General features: G+C 69.9%; 17 protein-coding genes. 6 read left to right on the forward strand and 11 right to left on the reverse strand.

From position 1 onward, the window contains the following. Positions 1-6 precede the first annotated feature (6 nt). Positions 7-762, forward strand: coding sequence for a hypothetical protein (locus tag FNH13_RS17535; protein WP_143784625.1), 756 nt, complete (start codon positions 7-9; stop codon positions 760-762). 187 nt (positions 763-949) lie between these two features. Further along, positions 950-3,085: a cell wall-binding repeat-containing protein gene (locus FNH13_RS17540; protein ID WP_143784626.1), complete on the forward strand. Its 2,136-nt coding sequence runs from the start codon at positions 950-952 to the stop codon at positions 3,083-3,085. Between the two features lie 88 nt (positions 3,086-3,173). On the opposite strand, the gene FNH13_RS17545 is transcribed toward FNH13_RS17540, so the two are convergent. Genes FNH13_RS17545 through FNH13_RS17555 form a run of 3 tightly spaced genes read right to left on the reverse strand, consistent with a single transcriptional unit; the run spans position 3,174 to position 8,020 of the window. Beyond that, positions 3,174-4,700, reverse strand: coding sequence for a DUF7059 domain-containing protein (locus FNH13_RS17545; RefSeq protein ID WP_228266477.1), 1,527 nt, complete (start codon positions 4,698-4,700; stop codon positions 3,174-3,176). A 22-nt stretch (positions 4,701-4,722) separates the two neighbouring features. Continuing rightward, positions 4,723-5,748 (reverse strand): hypothetical protein, encoded by a 1,026-nt coding sequence (locus tag FNH13_RS17550; RefSeq protein ID WP_143784627.1) that lies wholly within the window; start codon positions 5,746-5,748, stop codon positions 4,723-4,725. Next, positions 5,714-8,020 (reverse strand): sodium-translocating pyrophosphatase, encoded by a 2,307-nt coding sequence (locus FNH13_RS17555; RefSeq protein WP_143784628.1) that lies wholly within the window; start codon positions 8,018-8,020, stop codon positions 5,714-5,716. The genes FNH13_RS17550 and FNH13_RS17555 overlap by 35 nt, the downstream gene beginning before the upstream one ends. Positions 8,021-8,220: 200 nt before the next feature. Here FNH13_RS17555 and FNH13_RS17560 point away from each other — a divergent pair, with 200 nt between their 5' ends. Then, entirely contained in the window at positions 8,221-10,512 is a 2,292-nt protein-coding gene (locus tag FNH13_RS17560; RefSeq protein WP_143784629.1) for a DEAD/DEAH box helicase, read from the forward strand. 98 nt (positions 10,513-10,610) lie between these two features. After that, positions 10,611-11,132: a hypothetical protein gene (locus tag FNH13_RS17565; protein WP_143784630.1), complete on the forward strand. Its 522-nt coding sequence runs from the start codon at positions 10,611-10,613 to the stop codon at positions 11,130-11,132. Positions 11,133-11,135: 3 nt separating this feature from the next. Here the strand turns inward: FNH13_RS17565 and FNH13_RS17570 are convergent, their stop codons facing one another. Genes FNH13_RS17570 through FNH13_RS19650 form a run of 3 tightly spaced genes read right to left on the reverse strand, consistent with a single transcriptional unit; the run spans position 11,136 to position 11,997 of the window. After that, a complete protein-coding gene (locus tag FNH13_RS17570; protein ID WP_143784631.1) occupies positions 11,136-11,525 on the reverse strand; it encodes an Rv3654c family TadE-like protein in 390 nt (129 codons plus the stop codon). Next, positions 11,522-11,860, reverse strand: a complete 339-nt coding sequence (locus FNH13_RS17575) for a TadE family type IV pilus minor pilin (protein WP_143784632.1) — start codon at positions 11,858-11,860, stop codon at positions 11,522-11,524. Before FNH13_RS17575 ends, FNH13_RS17570 begins: the two co-directional genes overlap by 4 nt. 29 nt (positions 11,861-11,889) lie before the next feature. Beyond that, the gene (locus tag FNH13_RS19650; protein WP_228266738.1) at positions 11,890-11,997 is read right to left on the reverse strand and encodes a DUF4244 domain-containing protein; all 108 of its coding nucleotides are present in this window, start codon (positions 11,995-11,997) and stop codon (positions 11,890-11,892) included. A gap of 298 nt (positions 11,998-12,295) precedes the next feature. On the opposite strand from FNH13_RS19650, the gene FNH13_RS17585 reads away from it, so the two are divergent. Continuing rightward, a complete protein-coding gene (locus FNH13_RS17585) occupies positions 12,296-13,864 on the forward strand; it encodes a recombinase family protein (protein ID WP_165700166.1) in 1,569 nt (522 codons plus the stop codon). A gap of 98 nt (positions 13,865-13,962) precedes the next feature. After that, positions 13,963-14,610: a hypothetical protein gene (locus FNH13_RS17590; protein WP_143784634.1), complete on the forward strand. Its 648-nt coding sequence runs from the start codon at positions 13,963-13,965 to the stop codon at positions 14,608-14,610. Positions 14,611-14,664: 54 nt separating this feature from the next. Here FNH13_RS17590 and FNH13_RS17595 read toward each other — a convergent pair whose 3' ends face one another. The 5 genes from FNH13_RS17595 to FNH13_RS17615 form a co-directional block, all read right to left on the reverse strand. After that, a complete protein-coding gene (locus tag FNH13_RS17595) occupies positions 14,665-14,955 on the reverse strand; it encodes a hypothetical protein (RefSeq protein ID WP_143784635.1) in 291 nt (96 codons plus the stop codon). Continuing rightward, on the reverse strand, positions 14,955-15,167 hold the full coding sequence (locus FNH13_RS17600) for a hypothetical protein (protein ID WP_143784636.1): 213 nt from the start codon (positions 15,165-15,167) through the stop codon (positions 14,955-14,957). Before FNH13_RS17600 ends, FNH13_RS17595 begins: the two co-directional genes overlap by 1 nt. Next, a complete protein-coding gene (locus tag FNH13_RS17605) occupies positions 15,164-15,418 on the reverse strand; it encodes a hypothetical protein (protein ID WP_143784637.1) in 255 nt (84 codons plus the stop codon). Before FNH13_RS17605 ends, FNH13_RS17600 begins: the two co-directional genes overlap by 4 nt. Before the next feature lie 128 nt (positions 15,419-15,546). Continuing rightward, positions 15,547-15,957 carry a hypothetical protein gene (locus FNH13_RS17610; protein WP_143784638.1) on the reverse strand — a complete coding sequence of 137 codons (411 nt, stop codon included), beginning with the start codon at positions 15,955-15,957 and terminating at the stop codon, positions 15,547-15,549. A gap of 122 nt (positions 15,958-16,079) precedes the next feature. After that, complete coding sequence (locus FNH13_RS17615) at positions 16,080-19,202, reverse strand: hypothetical protein (RefSeq protein WP_143784639.1); 3,123 nt, start codon at positions 19,200-19,202, stop codon at positions 16,080-16,082. Positions 19,203-19,820 lie beyond the last annotated feature (618 nt).

Below are 19,820 nucleotides of genomic sequence, written 5' to 3' on the forward strand. Positions count from 1 at the left end.
CCGCTCGTGACCCTGTCCGTCCGCTCCCCCGTTGTCCTGCTGGTGCTGGTCGCTGGCCTGCTGACAGCCTGCACCGGGTCACCAGAGGGTGAGCCGACGGTGGACGGCGGCGTCCACGCGACCACCGGCGCTGAGACCACGGGTCCCGGCCAGGACGCGTCGACAACCGATGCCGGGGAGGCCGCGCCGACGACCGATCCCACCGACGCTGGGGCGAGCACGGGCCCCGATGCGGGCACGCCGGACAGCACGGACGGGGACGGGGCGCGGCCCGAGATGCCCGGGGAGGTCAGCGCCCAGCTCCAGTCGGACGGGTCGATCCTGGTCGATGGCGGCCAGGCCTCCTTCCTGATGCCCTCCCAGAACGTCGCCTGTCTGGTGCGGACCGACAATGTCGTCTGCCAGATCGACGGCAAGGAGTATGACGCTCGCTCGGCTGACATCGACCCGGCCGCCTTCGCGGGATGCACCCCCGCAGCGGCAGACGCGATGACGGTCGGTGGTGGGGTGGACCCTCGCTGGTCGTGCCTGCCCTATGACCTGCGCGCCGACACCGACGTCACGGGCGGAGGCGCCTGGACCGGGCCCGGCCTCGGGGCCACCGCGACCCTCGACGGCGCCACGGTCGCCGTGCTGCCCTACGGCACGACACTGCGGCTGGGGAACATCTCCTGCACCAGTGACCGCCAGGGCGTCGCCTGCACGGACCTGACCACGGGTCACGGCTTTCAGCTGGCCAGTCAGCGTTACGCCATCCACTAAAACGGGTGCACCCCGGGGATTTTCTGTGCGGCGTGCGACACAACTGCGACACAAGAGCGGGAGGCTGCGCGCGGGTGACCGTGACCTCCCGTGAACTTACCCCCGCACGGCGTGATCCGCCGTGGTTTCCTGAGTCACGAACGCCCTTCATTCACGGCCCCCCCGGGGCCCGATCGAAGGAGTTCAGATGCACCACACCAGGACCTCCCGGCTTCGTGCCGGGCTCGCCGCCAGCAGCGTCCTGCCGCTGCTCGCGGTGGCCGTTGCCACATCGGCGGGCATGGCATCCGCGGACGACGCGACCACTGACCGTGAGCAGCACCAGGCGACCGCGAGCAGCACAGCTGACGTCGGCCTGACGGCGATCACCCCGACGTCGGCACTCGCTGTCGCCCAGGCGATGGCCAGCCCGAGCTTCAACGTCACCGCGGCCAACTTTGTCGCCGTACCACCCGGCGGGGACAGTGCGGGCGTGGGGGACTCTGCGGTCGCGGGCTTCCCGACGCAGGGCTCGACCTTCGGCGTGCTGTCCAGCGGCTATGTGTCCACCATCGAGGCCCCTGGCACCTTCTCCAGCTCCGACCTGGGCGGTGGCAACGTCCGGGGAGATACCGACCTGGACGTGACCGTGCTCAAGGTCGACTTCGCCGTGCCGACGGGGTCCAACTGTCTGTCCTTCGACTTCCGGTTCCTGTCCGAGGAGTACCCGGTCTATGTCGGGAGCAGCGTCAACGACGCCTTCGTCGCCGAACTGGACACCTCGACCTGGACCACTGACGACAGCCTCATCAGTGCGCCGGACAACTTCGCGTTCGATGCCGCCGGCGAGGTGGTCAGCATCAACTCCACCGGCGTGGGCGGCATGAGCGGCACCAATGGCCTCGGCACCGCCTTCGACGGGACGGCCGGCAGCGGGGACAGCAACGGGGGCGCCACCGTGCGACTGTCCGCCTCCACCCAGGTCACGCCGGGCAACCACTCGGTCTACTTCTCCATCTTCGACCAGGCAGACCACATCTTTGACTCCGCGGTCTTCCTCGACAACCTGATCGTCGGCTACACCCCTGACCCCGAGGTCGACTGCGCCCCAGGCGCCGAGATCGTCACCCACGACCTTGACCTGGAGCCCAACACCGGCACCGCGCCGGTCGGCACGGAGCACACGGTCACGGCCACCCTCACCGACGACGCCGGCGACCCGGTGGCCGACACCTCGGTCGAGTTCGCGGTCAGCGGCACCCACAGCACCACCGGCTCGGCGACCACGGACGCCAGCGGGCAGGCCACCTTCTCCTACACCGGCACCTCGGCCGGCAGCGACACCATCAGCGGGTGCTCTCGCCCCGAAACCGGGGAGCCGTGCAGCGCCACGGACAGCGTCAGCTTCGTCTGGACCGACTCCGAGGGACCCGCCGTCGAGCGCATCTCGGGCTCCGACCGTTACGGGACCGCAACGGCAATCTCCGGCAACTGGGCACCTGGTGTCGACGTGGTCTACATCGCCAGTGGTCTGGACTACCCGGACGCGATGCCCGCTGGAGCCCTGGGCGGCACCCACGACGCCCCGGTGCTGCTCACCAAGCCGGGGAGTCTGCCCAGCGTCACGACGGCCGAGCTGACACGCTTGCAGCCCGACAAGATCGTGGTCATGGGTGGCAGCACCGCCATCTCGGAGTCCGTGGTCACCACTCTGGGTGACTACGCCCTGGCCGACACCCCCGACGAGGTCACCCGCATCGCCGGCCCTGACCGCTACGCGACGGCGGCGGAGGCCGGCCTGACCTACCCGGCAGGCGTGCAGGTCGCCTATATCGCCAAGGGCAGCGACTTCCCCGACGCCCTGGCCGCGGCCGCCCGCGGCGGACAGCTCGACAGCCCGGTCCTGCTCACCAGGACCGACCACCTGCCGGCTGCCACCCGCACGGCCCTGGAGCACCTCGATCCCGACCAAATCATCGTCCTGGGCGGCACCGGAGCCGTCGAGGACGAGATCCTGGCCGACCTTGCCGCCTATACCGACGGCACCGTCACCCGCGCCGCGGGCGACAACCGCTACGGCACCGCCGCCGCGATCTCCGGGGACCACGCTCCCGGCGTGGACGCCGTGTTCGTGGCCACCGGTGAGATCTATGCCGACTCGATGACCGGCGCACCCCTGACCGCGTCGATCCTCGGCCCGGTCGTGCTGACCCAGCCCAACAACCTGCCCGCCGAGACGATCGCCGAGCTCGAGCGGCTGGACCCGCAGCGCATCATCATCCTGGGCGGCACCCAGGCTGTGTCTGCGCAGATCCAGGTGGACCTGGCCGCCTACTTCGGTTAGCCAACCCCCACCGCGGCCCGGTCGTCCCATCCCTGGGGCGGCCGGGTCGTCCCATCCCTGGGGCGGCCGGGTCGTCCGTGCCCGGGACCTACTGCAGCAACCCGTCGGCCACCAGGGCCCGCAGGGTCGGAACCACCTGGGCCTCGAGGTCACTCACCTCGTGCTCGGTGAGCACGGCGATGCCCCGCACGATCTGCGTCGCAGTCAGCTCCCCGTCACTGGCGCCGACCAGTCCCGCGCTGACCGTGTCCAGCCGCACGGTCCGGCGCAGTCCACCACCCTGTCGGAGCTGGATCACCATCGGGTCCGATCCACCCGGTCGCCCGATCCGCTCCTCTGTGACATCTGCGGCCGTGGACCAGCGGGTCTCGAGCAGGTCGGTGTCCGTGTGCTCAGCCAGCCAGGTGCGAGCCCGCAGCCCCGCCAGGATCGCCGGCCCGGCTGGCTGTGCCACTGGACCGTGCAGGTCGTCCAGGTCACGGAAGGGGTCGCGATCCGTGAGCGGGCGCTGCAGCGTGATCACCCCGAACCCGATGCGCTCGATGCCGCGGGCGGCAAAGTCGTCCAGCCACGCGGCATACAGTGCCTCGAAGTCCGCCGTCCCGGGTCGGTGACCGCCATCGCGCGCCCAGGTCTCGGCATACTCCGCGACGTCCTGGACCTCGCGCTGGATCACCCACGCGTCGAGCGTGCTGTCGCTGAGCCATCCGCCGACCCGGTCGGTCCACTCCTCACCGCGCCGCAGCTCCCAGTTGCCCAGCAGCTGGGCGATGCCACCGGGTGCCAGCACCGTCTCGAGGTCAGCGACCAGTCCGGCCACGATCGCGTCTCCGGGAGCGCCACCGTCGCGGTACTCGTAGAGCGGGACGTTGGGGTGCCGGGGCGTGATCACAAAGGGTGGGTTGGAGACGACGAGATCGAAGTGCTCCCCCGCGAGCGGTTGGAGCAGCGAGCCGGCACGCAGGTCGAGGTCGACACCGTTGAGCAGGGCGGTGAAGCGGGCATAGCCCAGGGCACGCTCGGACAGGTCCGTGGCGATGATCCGGTCGGCGTGCGTCGACAGGTGCAGGGCCTGGACGCCGCAGCCGGTGCCGAGGTCGAGGGCCCGGGCCACGTGCGGTCGCGGGGCCCAGGAGGCCAACGTGGTCGATGCCCCGCCCACACCCAGGACGTGGTCGGTGGGCAGCGCGCCTCCGAGCACCAGCTCCGAGAGGTCGGAGGCGACCCACCAGTCGTGCCGCTCGTCGCCGTAGGGTCGCAGGTCGCAGGTGCCGCGCAGCACAGATCCGTCCGGGGACTCCTCGGACGTGACGGCCAGGCCCATCGTCAGGAGGCCGGCCGAGCCGGTGCGCGGCAGAGCCCTGTCCAGTTCGACCACAGGCACGTCCTCCCCCAGCACCCACAGCCGCACGAGGACCCCCACCGGGTCGGCACAACTCGCCAGGGCACGTCGCGCCGGCAGCGCCTGCTCGCGGTGCAGGGCGCCGGAGGCCACCGACCCGAGCACGTCGGCCAGATGATCGGCGGTGTAGTCCGCCGCGGACAGGTCTGAGCGCAGGGCCTCGATCTGTGCTGCATCCGCCGTCGGCACCTGACGTCCGGCTATCTCTGTCACGCGCACCGCTCCATTGTCACTCTCACCAGTCCCACTCGAAGCCGACCGAACAGTCCTGTGCCGGGGTGAGGAACCGGTGGACCGCGCGATCGGGAGCCAGCACGACCGGTTCGGTGAGCAGATCCGGTGGGACGGTGGCACTGAGCTCGGTCCACCGCACCCGCTGCGGCACGGCAGCGGCGTCGAAGCGCACCTCCAGTGACACTCCGCCCGCTGTTGCCCGCAGGCTGCGCCGAAAGTGGTCCAGTCTCGGCCCGCCAGCTGGAAAGGCGGCGATGGTCTCCAACGCTGCGGTCTGTCCGGGCGCCAGGGGAGACGGCAGGGCGATCTTGACTCGGAACCGGCCGGTCGGGTCGGGCACGGGTCGTCCGGCCGTGCCTCCCCGGACCACCTCGATCTCCACGTCGGAGGTGTCGAACAGATAGGACAACTGCTCCAGGTGGGTCTCTGCACGCACGATGTGCATGAGGGTGTGCCGTGCACGGGACCGGTCGGGGCCGACCTCGCACGTCTCGATCAGGGACTGGGTGCGATAGCTGGTCCGCGTGTGATCCAGGTGTGGATCCGCCGGTGCCGTGGCGACGGTCGTCCGGCTCGTGACCCGGTGGGGATCTCCCGAGCGGAGATCAGCCTCAAGCAGCTCCCACAGCCGCTGCACGTCGGTCTCGGTCATCGCGAAGGCACCGACAAACCAGTTCAGCGTCTGGTGGGAGAGGTTGCGTCCGGCCATGGCTCGGGCCACGAGGTCCTTGAGCCGCCGTGGCAGGTCGGTGTCGGACTCGGCGACCTCGCCGATCTCCCACAAGTGTTGGGCCAGCACCTGCGCGACCGCACTCTGGTGCGGGTCGCTGGGCGAGACCCGGCGCACCTCCGAGCGCCATCTGCGACGGTAGGGACCGTCCTGACTCAGCAGGAGCCGCAGCAGCTCGGAGGTGACCGTGGCACGGGTCGGGGCCTCACGAACGGATCCGGCGGTCTGAGCTCCGCCGGCCGTCGTGGGCCCCGCGCCGTGCTCAGCCGAGCTGGGCTTGCTCGGCTGGTGAGTCATCACCGATGGCGGTGCCGCGGCGCTTGGTGATCACCACGGCCACGACGATGAGTGCCACCGCAACCAGCGCGATGCCCCAGCGGATCAGGTCGTTGGCGGAGTCGCCATAGCTCAGCGCCACGATCGCCGGGGCGATCAGCAGGGCGACCAGGTTCATCACCTTGATCAGCGGGTTGATGGCCGGGCCGGCAGTGTCCTTGAACGGGTCACCGACGGTGTCGCCGATGACCGTGGCGGCGTGGGCCTCAGAGCCCTTGCCGCCGTGGTGGCCGTCCTCGACGAGCTTCTTGGCGTTGTCCCACGCCCCGCCGGAGTTGGCGAGGAAGACAGCCATGAGGACACCGGTCCCGATGGCGCCCGCGAGATAGCCCGCCAGTGCCCCCACGCCGAGGCCGAAGCCGACAGCGATCGGAGCCAGGATCGCCAGCAGTCCGGGGGTGGCCAGCTCGCGCAGCGAGTCCTTCGTGCAGATGTCGACGACCCGGGCGTAGTCGGGCTTCTCGGTGTAGTTCATGATGCCCGGCTTCTCGCGGAACTGGCGACGCACCTCGAAGACGATGGCACCCGCGGCGCGGGTCACAGCGTCAATCGCCAGACCGGAGAACATGAAGACCACGCAGCCACCGATGATGATGCCGACCAGGGCGCGCGGGTCATAGACGAGCAGCGACCCGCCCATCAGGAAGCCGGCCTCGGCCAACGCCTCGGCGTCGCCCTCCAGGCTGAGCATGGCCTCCATGATGGCGTCGTAGTAGGACCCGAACAGCGCGGTGGCCGCGAGCACGGCGGTGGCGATTGCGATGCCCTTGGTGACGGCCTTGGTGGTGTTGCCGACGGCGTCGAGCTCGGTCAGGATCTGGGCACCCTCGCCGTCGACGTCACCGGACATCTCCGCGATGCCCTGCGCGTTGTCGGAGACCGGACCGAAGGTGTCCATCGCCACGATCATGCCCACGGTGGTGAGCAGGCCACAGCCGGCCATGGCCACCAGGAACAGCGAGAAGATGAGGGAGCCGCCGCCCAGGGTAAACAGGATGTAGACCGCACCGGCGATGGTCGCCGCGGTGTAGACCGCAGACTCGAAGCCCACGCCGATGCCGGAGAGGATCACGGTGGCCGGTCCGGTCAAAGACGTCTTGGCCACGTTCTTGGTGGGCTCGGACTCGGTGCCGGTAAAGTAGCCGGTCAGCCACAGAATGAAGGCCGCCAGGATGATGCCGACGATGACCGCGGCGGCGACCCGCACGCTCGGGTCGAGCGTGTGCGCGCCAAGGCTCTCCGGCACGCCCGTCAGCAGCGAGCTCGGCAGCGAGTCCGGCAGGAAGACGATGGCGGCGACCGCCGAGACACCCGCCGCGATCAGCGCGGAGATGTAGAAACCGCGATTGATGGTGACCAGGGCACTCTCGCCGCTGCGGCCCTTGGTCAGGTAGACGCCAGCGATGGCGGTCAGCGCACCGATGGCGGGGATGATCAGCGGGAAGGTCAGACCGTCAGTCCCCAAGGCCGCGGAGCCGAGGATGAGGGCGGCGACCAGGGTGACGGCATACGACTCGAAGAGGTCGGCCGCCATGCCGGCGCAGTCGCCGACGTTGTCACCGACGTTGTCGGCGATGGTGGCGGCGTTGCGGGGGTCGTCCTCGGGGATGCCCGCCTCGACCTTGCCGACCAGGTCGGCGCCCACGTCCGCGGCCTTGGTGAAGATGCCACCGCCCACGCGCATGAACATCGCGAGCAGAGCGGCACCGAAGCCGAAGCCCTCCAGCACCTTGGCGGCGTTCTCCTGGTAAAAGAGCACCACGAGGGCCGCGCCGAGCAGGCCCAGACCGACTGTCGCCATGCCGACGGTGCCGCCGGTGCGGAAGGCGATCTGCATGCCCTTGTCACGGTCACCGTTGCGCGCTGCCTCGGCCACGCGCATGTTGGCTGCGGTGGCCAGGTTCATGCCGAGATAGCCGATGCCGGCCGAGAAGACCGCACCGAAGACGAAGAAGACTGATCGTCCGATTCGCACCGCGGTGTCGTCCGCGGGGAGGGCGAAGAGCAGCAGGAAGGCGATCACCACGAAGATGCCGAGGGTCCTGAACTGGCGTTGCAGGTAGGCCTGGGCCCCCTCCTGGACGGCCTGCCCGATCTCCTGCATGCTCGGCGTTCCCGCCGGGTTGGCCAGCACCTCCTGGCGAAACTTCAGGCCCATCACCAGCGCGGCCAGCGCGATGAGAGCCACGACGGCCACGATGGCGTACTCGCCACCTCCGAAGTCAACGGTCATGACAGCAGCTCCGAGGGGTGCGGGCGGTTAGGCATAGATCCTCCTGGAAAACGCCGGTCGGCATCGACCGGGTGCGCCGGTGTAGGTGGTGCGCGTGTGGCGCCACTGTAACGGGGGCCACGCTACGTCACGGCTGTGATTTCCCCCACACCGACCCGAGGTGTTCGCGCCGGACGGTGGGAGACATACCGTTGCCAGCGATGACCCGTGCACCTTTCGACCCTCGCGAGACCCTCGCCCACCTGGCCCGGGGGGCCCGCGGCGAGCGCCTTGCCCACGTGCGCCACCTGCCGCGCCGGGAGGCAGTCCGCGTCCCCTGGCCGGAGTGGACCGACCCGGGGGTGTATGCCGCGTGGTCCGGCGCGGGGGTCACCCACCTGTGGTCCCACCAGGGCGAGCTGGCTGAGCTGGCCCGGCAGGGACGGCATACGGTCTGCGCGACGGGGACCGCCTCGGGCAAGTCGCTCGGGTTCCTGCTCCCGGTCCTGACGGCGTTGGCCGAGGGCTCGCACGCCCCGACCGGGCGGGGCGCGACGGCGCTCTATCTGGCACCGACCAAGGCCCTGGCGGGTGACCAGTTGGCTCGGCTGGCGGCGATGGCGGTCCCGGGGGTGCGTGCTGCGGTCTATGACGGGGACACCCCGACCGAGGAGCGGCGCTGGATCCGCGACCACGCGCACTATGTCCTGTCCAACCCTGACCTGTTGCACCACTCGCTGCTGCCCGGTCACCGCCAGTGGGCACCCTTCCTGCGGGCGTTGCGCTATGTCGTGGTGGACGAGTGCCACGTCTATCGCGGCGTGTTCGGGGCGCACGTCTCGGCGGTGCTGCGCCGACTGCTGCGGGTCGCGGCCCGCTACGAGTCCCGGCCCACCGTGCTGTTCGCCTCCGCCACGGTTGCCGAGCCGGCGGCGCTGGCCTCAGCGCTGATCGGTCAGGACGTCACCGCCGTCACCCGGGACGGCTCCCCGCGCGAAGCCACCACCTTCGCGCTGTGGGAGCCGCCACTGGCCAGCGAGGGCACCCGGCGCAGTGCCGTCTCGGAGTCGGCGAGCCTGCTGGCCGACCTGGTCCTGCGCGACGTGCAGACGGTGGCCTTCGCCCGCTCCCGGGTCGGCGTCGAGGCGGTGGCCGCAGCAGCTCGCCGTGACCTGGCGGACGTTGATCCGGCCCTGGCGCCACGGGTCGCGGCCTACCGCGGCGGCTACCTGCCCGAGGAACGTCGCGACCTCGAAGCTGCCCTGCGAGGGCGGGAACTGCTGGGCCTGGCGGCCACCAACGCCCTGGAGCTGGGCATCGACATCGCCGGGCTGGACGCCGTCCTCATCGCCGGCTGGCCGGGAACCCGCGCCTCGCTCTGGCAGCAGGCCGGGCGCGCCGGCCGGACCGGCTCCGAGTCCCTCGCCGTGCTCGTGGCCGCCGATGACCCGCTCGACACCTATCTCGTGCACCACCCGGAGTCGGTCTTTGAGGCGCCGGTGGAGGCCAGTGTCTTCGACCCGGCCAACCCGCACGTGCTGTCGGCGCACCTGGCGGCCGCCGCGGCCGAGCTGCCGCTCACCCCGGCGGACACCGAGTGGTTCGGACCGAGCGTCCCGGCCCTGGCGGAGGCTCTCGTGGCGGGCGGTGTCCTGCGTGCCCGCCCGGCCGGCTGGTACTGGGCGCGGGCTGACCGCCCGAGCGACCACGTGGAGCTGCGCGGCATCGGCCAGACCGTGCGGATCGTGGAAACCCGCACCGGCCGGGTGCTGGGCACGGTGGATGAGGCACGTGCTCACTCCGCGGTGCACACCGGGGCGGTCTATCTGCACCAGGGGCAGCAGCACGTGGTCACCGAGCTGGACCTGGCTGACGCCGCCGCCCACGTGGTCGTCGGTGACCCCGGGTGGAGCACCCAGGCCCGCTCGGTGAGCGAGTTCCGCATCCTCTCCACGACCCGGGAGCAGCAGTGGGGGCCCGCCCGGCTCTGTCTCGGCGCTGTCGAGGTGACCAGCCAGGTGACCTCTTTCCTGAGGCGGCTGCCCACCGGCGAGGTGATCGGCGAGCACCCGCTCGACCTGCCGCGCCGCAGCCTGACGACGGTGGCGGTCTGGTGGACGCTGCCGGAGGAGGAGCTGGCCCTGGCTGGCATCGGTGAGGCGGACATCCCAGGGGCACTGCATGCTGCTGAGCACGCCTCGATCGGGTTGCTACCCCTGATCGCCACCTGCGACCGGTGGGACATCGGCGGAGTCTCGACAGCCCTGCACCCGGACACCGGCCTGCCCACCGTCCTGGTCTATGACGGGCACCCGGGTGGGGCCGGCTTTGCCGAGCACGGCTTCCGGCACGCCCGGCAGTGGTTGGACGCCACCCTCCAGACGGTGCGAGCGTGCGAGTGCCCCGCCGGCTGTCCCTCGTGCGTGCAGTCCCCCAAGTGCGGCAACGGCAACGATCCGCTGAGCAAGACCGGGGCTGTGCAGGCGTTGGCTCATCTGCTCTCCGGGCACTGATCCACAGGAGGCCAGGTGACGCGTGGGCGGGCGCCGTTGACCGTTCGTCGGTAGTGTCGTGCGACGTCCGGTCGACCCAACCTGCGTGAGGTGGTCCCATGCTCATCCTCGGCATCTTGCTGATCGCCGCGGCCCTTGTGGTCTTCGGCTACATGTTCTTCGGCACCAGTGACCTTGCTCCGATGGACATCGATCTGGGCATCTTCACAGTGCAGCTGACTCCGCTGCATCTCTATCTCCTCGGCGCAGCGACGTTGGTCGTGCTGACCCTTGGCCTGCTCACACTGGTCGCCGGGCTGCGCGCCTCGCGCCGTCGACGCCGCGAGGTCAAGGAGCTGCGCAAGGCCGTGCACGACGGCGGGACGGGCGAGGACCGCGACCTCCGCGAGACGACTGGCTATGAGCGCGAGATCGCGACCCCGGTCGACTCCCGGACGGGCCGCACTCGCGACGACGCCAGGGTCGACGAGCGGCTGTCCACCTCGCCTCCGGGGGCCGGGCCCCGCGCCGACATCGGCGAACCCGCACCCACCGATCGTTCCCCGGACGACGCCCACATCGCCCTGCCCAGCGACTATCCGTCAGACGCCCCGCCCCCTGACGGTCCGCGCCGGTCCTGACGGTCACGTGCTGGGGGCGGGCACTGCTCCCGCTCGCGCCACGGCCCGTGCCTCGGCACCGCCGAGGGCTGGCACCGTGACCTCCACACGGAGGACGGCGCTGACGGTCTCGCTCTCACCACCGGCTGAGCACCCCGTGAGCGTTGCGTTGTTGGCGCGTGCGAGCTCCCCTGCCGCTGCACAGGCTGACTCAGCGGTGCCGCCCTCGAGGAGCACTGCGGCGCCGGCCAGGGCCGCGGAGTCGGCACCAGCGCGGGCCTGCAGGCTCGCGCGGAGTGCGACCCCCAGCACGAGCAGCGCCGCCAGCAGGGTCACCAGGACCAGGATGACTCCGAGGCCCAACACGGTCGCTGAGCCCCGCTCCCGATCCCGATCCCGCTCCCGGGACGTCATGGCGATCCCATACGCGCAGCGGGCTCAAGGGCCGCCTCGACGCGCGCGTGGCCGCGCGGCAGCCCGGGTAGGTATCGGGTCCGGCCCGGTGCTGTCACGGCGACGACCGCCCTGTCCTCGTCGACGCTCACCTCGACGTCCGCACCTGGGGGCGCGGCCTGGCGGGCGATCTGCTCGACGATGCCTGAAGGCTCCCCACGTGCTGCGGCACGCACCGCGATCCGCGCCGCATCGACGCACCGCATCTGGTCAACAGCCAGACCGAGACCGCTCAGGCACAGCGCGAGCACCGCCACCAGGGCTGGGATGACGATGGCCAGCTCGGCGGTCACCATGCCGTCCTCGTGGCGGCGCCCGCACCCGCTCACAGCGAGACCGAGAGTGCTGCCTTGATGACCTTGGTCACCAGCGACTCGATCCCGCCGGACTGCACGATCGCCAGCATCACGGCGGCAAACGCGCAGGCTGCAATCGTCCCACGCGAACTGCGTACTCAGCAGCGAGGCACCCACCACAGCCCGATGTGGCGTCAGCTGGCACACCCCAGATGACGTTGTTCGAACGCCCAGAGACGAACAGGCGACCTGTACCGAACCGTGGTGGCACAGGGCTCCCGTGAAGAAGAAGACACAAGACCACAACTGCCCTGTAATCGATCGCCATCCGAGGTACAGGCATGTCACCGTCCAGGCCCGCAGCACGGCAGACACAGGACAGCTCCAGCGTGTGGCCGCCCTCGTCACCACCGCCCGCGGGACGAGGCGGGCGTCGTGAGGGTCGTAACGTACGCCCGGGTCTCGACGCAGGAGCAGGTCGAGCACGGCACCTCGCTGGAGGACCAGCGCAAACGTCTCGCGGCACGGGCAGTCGCGGACGGCCACCAGCACGTCCAGCACTTCGAGGACGGTGGCCTGAGCGGAGGGTCGATGAATCGCCCCGGACTGACGGAGTTGCGGTCACTCGTCGCCAGGGGTGGGGTCGACGCAGTACTCGCCACCAAGATGGACCGAGTGGCGAGGAGCGTCCGCGACCTCGTGAACCTGCTCGAGGAACTCGCCGGGAACGGCTGCGCGGTAGCGTTCATCGACGAGGGCATCGACACATCGACCGCGGCCGGAACGATGCACTCACAAATCCTGTCCGCGGTCGCGCAGTTCGAACGGAACCGTATCTCCGAGCGAACACGGTCAGGTCGACGTGCTGCGGCGGAGGCAGGCCGGTTCGTCGGGTCGACGCCGCCGTACGGCTACCGGGTCACGGGCGGTCACGGTGACCGGCACCTGGTAGTCGAGGAAACCCAGGCGCGGGCCATCCGACTCATCTACCGACGCCTGGTCGTCGAGCGGGTGCAGGCCAAGCACGTGGCCGCCGAGCTGAACGAGTCCCGGCTGCCCCCCGCGCTGAAGGACACATGGGACGCGGCCACATTGCGCCGTTGGGCGAAGGACGAGGGCCACATCCGCAACGCCGCCGGAACGTGGACGTTCGATGGTGTCGACGTTCCGATTCCCCCCATCCTCACACCCACCGAGGCGGCTGTGTGGCGGGCCTGGTCCTCCGAGTCTCGCTCGAACTTCCCCGCCCGCGCTCCCCAGACGTACCTCCTGAGCGACTTCGTCCGGATGCCGTGTGGCCGGCGTGCGATGGGGCGGACCGTCACGGGGCAGGAGCCGACGTACAGCTGCAGGGACCGGCTGACCGCAGGCGTGCCGGGCCACCTCGACTGCAAAAATCTGCACGCACCGACACTGGAAAGCACCGTCATCCACGAGGTGCGAGCACGCCTGCTCCAGCCTGCGGTTCTGCGAGCTGCGGTCTCCGGGGCCAGCCGTGGCGTCTCAGCCGGTACCCAGCTGGTGCAGCTGCAACAAGAGCTGGACTCGCTCGACGACAGCATTGCGGAGGAGATGGCTCTCCTGCGCGAGTCGGGTCTGCGTCGGGAGTCGGTGGCTCGTGTCCTCAGACCGCTCAAGGACCAGCAAGAGGGGCTGCAAGCCAAGGCGCGTGCCCTGAGACGCCGTCTGGCGGAGGAGGCTGCGGGCCCGGGGCCGAGGCAGATTCGCGAAGCGGTAGACCAGTTGAGTGCGGGCCTCGCCACTGACGAGCCGGCCCTCTGGCGTCAGGTACTCGACACGTTGAACGTCGTCGTCCACATCGTGGAGCACGTCGAGTGCGACGAGTGCGGCGGCAGCGGCTACCTGGCGCTGCCTCCAGGACAGGGACGCCGCTGGGCACAACGGTGTCCCGGTTGTCTCCGGGGGAAGGTGCCGGTACTGGAGATTGAGATGGACGACGTCGTGGCCCTGGCGGTCGCTGACGGGCTGCAGGAGGTCGGCTAGTGGTGTCGCAAACCCCACGGGACACGGTGGTCCGTTGGACCCAGACACTCGTCGAACCACTCCTCCCCCTCGAGCAGAGAACCCAGCTCGAACACAAGATGCGGAGGATCTGCGCGGCCCACCCGGCCTGGGCGGCCATCACCATCGGCGGCACCATCGCCGACATCATGCAGTCCCTGCCGGACGACGACCCGTGGCGCAACTGCTCCGCCCGGATCGGCAAGATGACCACCGGCAGCCGGCCACCGGTGCGGGACGGCGCCAGGCTGCCGGCCGGTGGACGACTGGGCACCTGGTCCAGCTTCGTCGACACCCTCGGCCGGCCCAGTGAGGAGGACATCACCCTCGACCCGGCCTACATCCCGATAGCCACCAACCTGACCCCGGTCGCCGAGGCAGTCCTCGCCTTCGGGGCCGTCGGCTGGGAGGAGGCCAGCGCCGCCGTCGCCGCCACCACCGAACGCGGCGAGATCACCAGCGCCGTCGACGACCTGGCCAACCTGCCCGGCACCGCCACGCTGGTTCACGCCCCCGTCTACACCTACGGGGTGCCGGCGCTGAGGTGGGCGTCCTACCGCAGGCGCTCCTACGGCACCAGCCCGGACGACCCGTGGCTGGCCGAGGCGCTCTACCGGTGGTCCTGGCGGGCCGGGCGGATCCTCGGTGGGATGTCCTGGGACGAGAACATGGTCAGCGTCCGGATCGAGGCCGAGCGGCTCGACCCGATCCCCGACGAGCACTTCTGAGCACTGAACCGAAACCCCTGGGTGGCTGGTCCCAGGGGTTTCGAGTCGGTGGGCTCACTCCGCGTGGCGCAGGTACATGAGACGGATCGCGGTGTCCTTCTCGACAGCCTCGTCCACCTCTTCGAGGCTCAGTCCGGACACGCGGGACACCTCCTCGCGGGACACGGGCTGCCAATACCCCGGGTACTGCCCCCGCGGGTCTACCGGTTGCGGCTTCAGTGCCCCAGCTACCGCCACCTGCAGACGGACCGGGTCCTTAGTGCGTACTGCACGGAGGATCGACCGGATCTCCTGGGCCCTTGGGAACTCCCTTTCCTCCAGCGCCGCCGCGATCATCGGGTCCATCAGTCCTCCTCCTTCGGTCGTAGCTGTGCGATGCGGGCGCTGGTCAGGCCCGTGGCCCTGGCGAGCTGAGCCGGGGGGACGCCCGCAGCTCGCAGCTCGGTCAGCAGGGCGAGACGCCGTGCGGTGAGCTTCTTGCGTCGGGCCTCTGTGACCCGCAGGCCCTCGGCAACCTCCCGCAGCTCAGCCAGCCCGGCGCGACGGTCGATGCTCATGCCGCAGCCAGACGGGCGATGTAGGCCGACCCCTCAAGACGCCGGGCCCGGTCACGGAGGCGGTCATGCTCATCCATCCGGTACTCCGCGTGACGCCTCCACTCGCGGGCGGCGGGGACCCGGCCGTGGGCCTCCTCCCAGTTGGCGCGGCGGTAAGCGAACTCGGCGCGGGCCAGCACGGTCTCAGCCTGCTGGTAGAACTCCAGGGCGGTCCGCTCAGCCTGATCAGCGATTCCGAAAGTTTGTGCCATCAGCCCTTCTCCTTCCCCGGGCACCTCAGCCTCGGGTCGTGCGGCAGGGGGGGATGCTCCTGCTCTGCGTGCCCGCCCCAGGCGATGCTCCCGGGGCGCCGGCGTGGATACCGGACGGGCGGTGGTGGTCAGTCCTCGGTGGACTCGGACTGGGCCAGTTGGGCCAGCCCCACGACGGCGTCCCAGTCGGACTGACCCACCGAGATCCACTCCTCGCCGAGGATGTCCCACCCGCCGCCGCGCGCACTGAGGACGATGGTCACCTGGTAGTTGGTGTAGGACCCGTCCATCGCCCAGCTGTCCCCGCGCACCATGGCCGTCGCGCGACGGTCGTAGCGGCGGGCGATGCGGGCTGCGACGTAGCCCAGCAGGTCGTAGGCGTCGGACTCGTCGCCCTCGATGGGACGACCCTCCGCGACGGCCTGCACGATCTGGACCGCCTGCTTCCGCGTGATGCGGACACCCTCGACGGTGACGGTCTTGATGGTCTTGATGGTCTTGGTGGTCTTGGTGGTCTTGGTGGTCTTGTTCTTGCTCATCTTCGTTCTCGCTCTCTCCGGGCGGCTACCCGGTTCAACAGGTCCGGCTAACTGCCTGACCTCTTGACTACTATACTAAGTACCCTAAGCTCTCTATGCAACTCTATCAGGAAGTTTTTAGGTCACAGTTTGGTAACGGTCTCCTGGGCGGCCGGCTCGGTGGTGTCAGTCTCGTCGGCCACGTCCCGCTGCAGCAGGGCGTCCAGCAGGATCGCCGTGCCGCTCACCGAGACCCCACCCGCCATGACCCGCTGCTGACCCTTGTTCGGCGTCCAGGCGTCAGAGCACAGCCCCTCGTCCCGGGCAGCCCGGAGGGAGTCCGGGAGCCGGGTGCCGTGGGGCAGGTGCCCGCCGTCGCGCAGCAGGACGGACGCCCCAGCCGTGTGATAGATCAGGACGCACCACCTGCGGCCACCCTCCGGCTCGCGCACCAGGCAGCCGACCGTCCTGCCGCGCGGAAGGGCAGCCTCGGGACGAAGGAAGGTTGGCTTGCCGGTCTCGTCCTTCTTGGCGGCCTCGTCCTTCTCGTCCTTCTTGGCGGTCTCGTCGTCCCGGTAGATATCCGCCTCGATAGCCGGGAGGTGCCAGCCCAGGGCCTGCCCCAGGGCGCCGTCACCCTCGGTGATGGACGGGCGCTCACCCGAGCCGGGCACCGCGATGTGGCACAGTCCGGCCGCCAGGTCAGCCCGCAGGGCAGTCAGTAGGGCCTGTCCGGGCGCCAGGTCACGGCTCGCCTCCATCTGCTTGAGCACCAGCGTGGCAAGAGCCTGCCGCCACTTGTAGATCCGCGACTCGTAGACCTCAGGGTCCAGGCCGACGTGGGCACACAGCTCGGCCAGCAGCTCCAGACCCACCAGTAGGTCCCCCGCCTTCTCAGCGGCACGCCGGACCTCGTTCTCGCTGGCGCCGGCCCGGATCATCCCCTTCTCGACCCACTCGACCTCCTGGGCACGCCGCCACCGCCAGACCTCAGTGACCTCGGCCCACGTCTCCGGTCCGACCTCGCCGAGGACCATCTGGACGGCTGCGGTGAAAACGCGTGCCGGCGCCAGGCTGTCCGCGATCATGGCGTTCATCCGCTCCACCCCGGGTTTGCGCAGCTCGCCCTTGCCGTACGTCAGGGTCACGCAGCGGTCGAGGACGGATGAGACGCGCATGGTGTTCTCCATGGTCACCATGAGGACGGCGCGCGGGGGGTTCTCGGCGTAGCCCGTGCCGATACCACGGCGCCTGGCTGCCCTGTTGTGCACCGCCCGGATCACGTCTCCCAGCTTGGCCTCCGTGCCGTCACTGGCCTTCTTGTCCGTGGTGGGCGCCGCGTCGTCAGCCACCCAGAACGGGTGCAGGCTCACGTTCTGCTCGAGCCTCAGCGGGGTGTCGGAGGCGCCGCCCGTCAGGTGCTCACCGGCCCACACACCCAGGCCGGACCGGAAGAACTGGCTGGCGGCACGGGCACTGTAGGACTTGCCCGACCGCCGCGCACCGACGTGGTTGACCACCGAGTTGGTCTCCACCGGGACCGCGGGGCGCAAGGGTGACGCCACCGTCACCGCAGCCTTGGCGGGGTCGGTCCACACCGAGTCGTAGACCTCAAGGACCTCGGTCAGGTCGGCGCGGATCTGGTCCTTGTCGATGCCGCCGGTCGGGCTGGTCGTCGGGTGCAGACCGAACTCGGCGGCCGCGGAGTCGAGCTCCGGGACGCCCGCACCGACCTTGTCCGTGAATCCGCCAGCTCCGACCACGCTATTACCCATGACGTAAGCCATGGAACCGTCCGGGCACGGCACATACCCGCTCTGCATATACGTGGGAAGGTCCAGCCGGTCCTCAGGTCGGTGAGCCTTGGCGGCGCGGATGACCTCCGGCGGCGGCGGCCAGTGGTCGACCGACGAAGCCTCCAGGTCAGCCGGGAGACCACGGGCGGCGTTCACGAACCGTGGCCCCTGCTCGGACAGCATGGAAATCGGCCCGTCGAACGTCGCCTCCCGTACCTGCCCGTCACGGGAGGACCGCCACGTGACGCCCATCCGGATGCCCGACTGGTACTGGCTCGTCGGCTTCGGCATGGTCGCCGACGCCACCTCAGCGTCGGTCGCCGTGTACCGGTCCCTCGTCTCGGCGATCCGCAGGGCGTAGGTCGAGTACTCCTCCCACCGGCCCGGGTGACCCTCGGCGGCCTTGTAGACCTCGGTGATGCCCTGCTCCGGGCAGACCCTCAGGTCGCCGTCACGGGCAGGCGGGGCAGGCGGGGCAGGCAGGGTCTCGACGCACGTGTTGAGCAGAGCGTCCAGGCTCATCCCGGTCGCTGCCAGCATGTCGTCGGCACCGGCTTTCGGGTCGCCGTCCACGCAGGGCCGCAACAGAGCCACCCGGGCCCTCTTGTGCTCGAGCATGGACCAGAGCCCCGCTGCCTGACGGTGCACCTGGGCGTTCGTCGTGACGTCGGCGTCGAGGCAGATGTAGACGGCGCGGTCCCGCAGGTCGAGCCCGTTCCACTCGGAGTTGTGGTGCCAGTTCCCGACCCCGACGACACCCAGCACCAGGACACGCTGTCCGGTCGGCACGGACTCCATCAGGCCGTGCAGCCGGGCAGAGACGGTGCGGACAGCGGCACGGCGACCCTCGGCGGTCGGGGCGGCCAGGGCGTCACGCTCGGCGTCGGTCAGCAGCAGCGCCTCGCGCCCGTGGTAGCCATACAGGCAGGCCGTCAGGATGGACAGCGCCTTCATCATCCCCTCGGCGATGATGACGTCGCAGTCACCATCCAGCCAGGACGTCGGGGTGGACGGGTGCGCCGCGATGGGGGAGGTCCCGCCGGCCAGGCTGTCGTACTTCCTGGTCTTGCCGTCGATCACGATGGGCTCTGACGGCCGCGCCTGGTGCATCTGTGCTGGCACCGGGTACCCGGGCGTCTTGCGGCTAGTCTCGGCCACCCGGGTCAGGGACGGCCACGGGAGGTACAGAGCGTCACCTGTGGCGGCGTTGCGTGCCAGGAAGCTCGTGCCCTTCGACCTGCTGTCACCCAGGGTCAGTGCCGGGACGGTCTGGGCGATCTCCTTCCGGTCACCATTCCGGACGGTCACCAGGCCCCCGGCGACAGCGACGATGGGGGCGACGGCGCTGGACGCGCACTTGGCGGCCCCGCTACCGGTGATGCTCGGTCCGTACTCGGTCGACTCCCAGCCCGGCGTGGCTTCCACCACGGACAGGGCGGGCGTCGTACTCTCGGTGTGTGCAGTGGTCATGCTGTTTACTCACTCTCCCGGCTCGGCCGGTTCTCGGGTCCCAGGCCGGCTAGCCCGGGGAGGCCCAGTACGGGCCTTCAGCGTCTTGCACTGTGCGGGGGTCGCGAGTTCTTCCCACGGGATCTGGCCAAATCTGCCGATCTGGCCGCATCGTTACCTAACCGTTATAAACGGCCCGCCAGGCCCAGCCGGTGAGTGAGCCAGTGACAGCCCGTCCGGTAGGCTGTGCACAGGCACCTCGCCTCCGCGTGATGACCCCCGGCCAGCCGGCTAGCTACCCGGGGAGAGCGCACCGAAGCCCGCCCGCTGTGACTCACTCTCCGGCGCGGCGGGCTTCGGCGTGCGGGGGCAGGGTTGAGAACCGGCCAGGCAGGGTTGAGAGTGTTGAGAACGGGTTGAGAACACCTCTTCTCAAATGGTCCGGAGACAAAACCGCAGGTCAGAGGCCTACTACTACTACTACTTACTACTTTTGAGAAGGTTGAGAGTAGTAGTAGTAGTACCCCCTAGGGAGCCGAGGGTATATATACATGCGAGGTCTGTGTATGTATATGTCCTGGGGTATAGGGGGGGTGTCTCCCAGATCGCTCTCAAACGACTCAACACTCTCAAATGGCC

Origin of the sequence: Ornithinimicrobium ciconiae (assembly GCF_007197575.1) — a bacterium.
Lineage (GTDB): Bacteria > Actinomycetota > Actinomycetes > Actinomycetales > Dermatophilaceae > Ornithinicoccus > Ornithinicoccus ciconiae.